This window comes from Microcystis sp. M53603_WE2 (assembly GCF_030065435.1).
This window is the reverse complement of sequence record NZ_JASJFF010000423.1, coordinates 1-1,698: the sequence shown is the minus strand read 5'-3', so window position 1 is coordinate 1,698 and position 1,698 is coordinate 1. Positions and strand designations below refer to the sequence as shown.

The window sequence follows — 1,698 nt, the reverse complement described above, 5'->3', positions numbered from 1 at the left end:
GGCATCGACACCCCCCACCTCGATTTTGCCGCCATCGGGTTTAGCAAGGGTACAAAGACAGCGAATCGTGGTGGTTTTCCCCGCACCATTGGGACCGAGTAAACCGAAGATTTCTGCCGCTGCCACGGTAAAGGAGATATCTTTAACCGCTGCCGTCTGACCGTAGGATTTTTTTAACTTTTCGATCGCCACCGCAAGGGTCATAAGCTGATTTTCGCCCACTTGAGCGAGACAATTTTTTTGTTAACTTTCTCGGTCTATTTTAACCCAGATTCCCCACTTCAAGGGGAAACTCTCGGCTAAAATTGGGCGTTACTTGCGATTTTATCACTCAATCCATGCTTTTGGCGGGTTCTACCCCCCCAAACCCCAGCGCGCATTAGATTAACTGTCAGATGCTTACAGGCGATTGTGCAGATTTTTTGTACCAATTTAAGAGTCACTGATAATTAAACCTCTTGCATAATTAATTTTTCATGGTTCAAAAACAGCAAAAATAAGGATTAAATGGCATAAAATTTGTAAATAGACCATTTAATTGATTGTTATTCATTCTTAATTCTCCTGACTACTGACTACTGGCTACTGACTCCTAACCCTAACAACGATTTTGATTTCTGCAAGAGGTCTATTACTGCCGATAACCTAAAACACATCCACCCCCGCAAACCCTTGTATTTTGGCATTAGCGGCTTCCCCACAGCTGCGCGGGGTGGGGAATAATTTCCCCGGGTTAGCCAAACCTTTGGGATTAAAGCAATCCCGCACATAGCCCATAGTTTCTAAGTCAATCTCGTTGAACATAGCGGGCATATAACAATTTTTATCGATGCCGATACCATGTTCCCCCGATAAACTGCCCCCAACCCGCACACAAAGTTTGAGAATTTCACCGCCTAACTCTTCCACTTCTTCCCAGGCACCCTCCACCTTATTATCGTAGAGAATTAACGGGTGTAAATTGCCATCCCCGGCGTGGAAAACATTGGCGATTTTATAACCGTATTTTTCACTTAAAGCCTTAATTTCCTGAAGAACATACACCAATTGAGTGCGGGGAATCACCCCATCTTGCACAAAATAATTAGGGCTAATTTTCCCCGCCGCCGCAAAAGCCGCTTTTCTGCCCTTCCAGAGTTTAAAGCGGGTTTCGGCATCATTAGCCGTGGTGATATTTCTCGCCCCATTTTGACGGCAAATCTCGGCAACCCGATGTTTATTCCTGGCTACTTCTACCCCTAAACCATCCAATTCCACTAATAAAACTGACTCGGCATCCCGGGGATAACAGCCGGTAGCCACCACGTCTTCCACGGCGTTGATACTGAGATTATCCATAATCTCCATCCCCGCCGGAATCATTCCCGATTTAATAATATCCGCCACCGCTTGGCCCGCCGCCTCGATACTGGTAAAATCGGCCAGTAAAACACAGATAGATTCCGGAGTTTTCAGGATTCTTAGGGTGATTTCCGTGGCAATGCCTAAAGTTCCCTCGGAACCCACAAATAAACCGGTTAAATCATAGCCCGGTTGTTCCGGTACCGCACCCCCCACATCGATAATTGAACCATCGGGAAGGACGATTTTTAAGCCCATAACGTGATTGGTAGTGACACCGTATTTTAAACAGTGAACCCCGCCGGAATTTTCCGCCACATTACCACCGATCGAGCAGATAATTTGACTAGAGGGATC

2 protein-coding genes are annotated in these 1,698 nt (G+C 46.1%); both read right to left on the bottom strand.

The window, feature by feature from the left end; all coding sequences use genetic code 11:
• A partial coding sequence (locus PX481_RS08840) for an ATP-binding cassette domain-containing protein (RefSeq protein ID WP_288094435.1) occupies positions 1 to 204 on the bottom strand: 204 nt, incomplete at its 3' end.
• A gap of 441 nt (positions 205 to 645) precedes the next feature.
• Positions 646 to 1,698: FAD-linked oxidase C-terminal domain-containing protein (locus PX481_RS08835; protein WP_288094433.1), on the bottom strand; the 1,053-nt coding region annotated here is incomplete at its 5' end.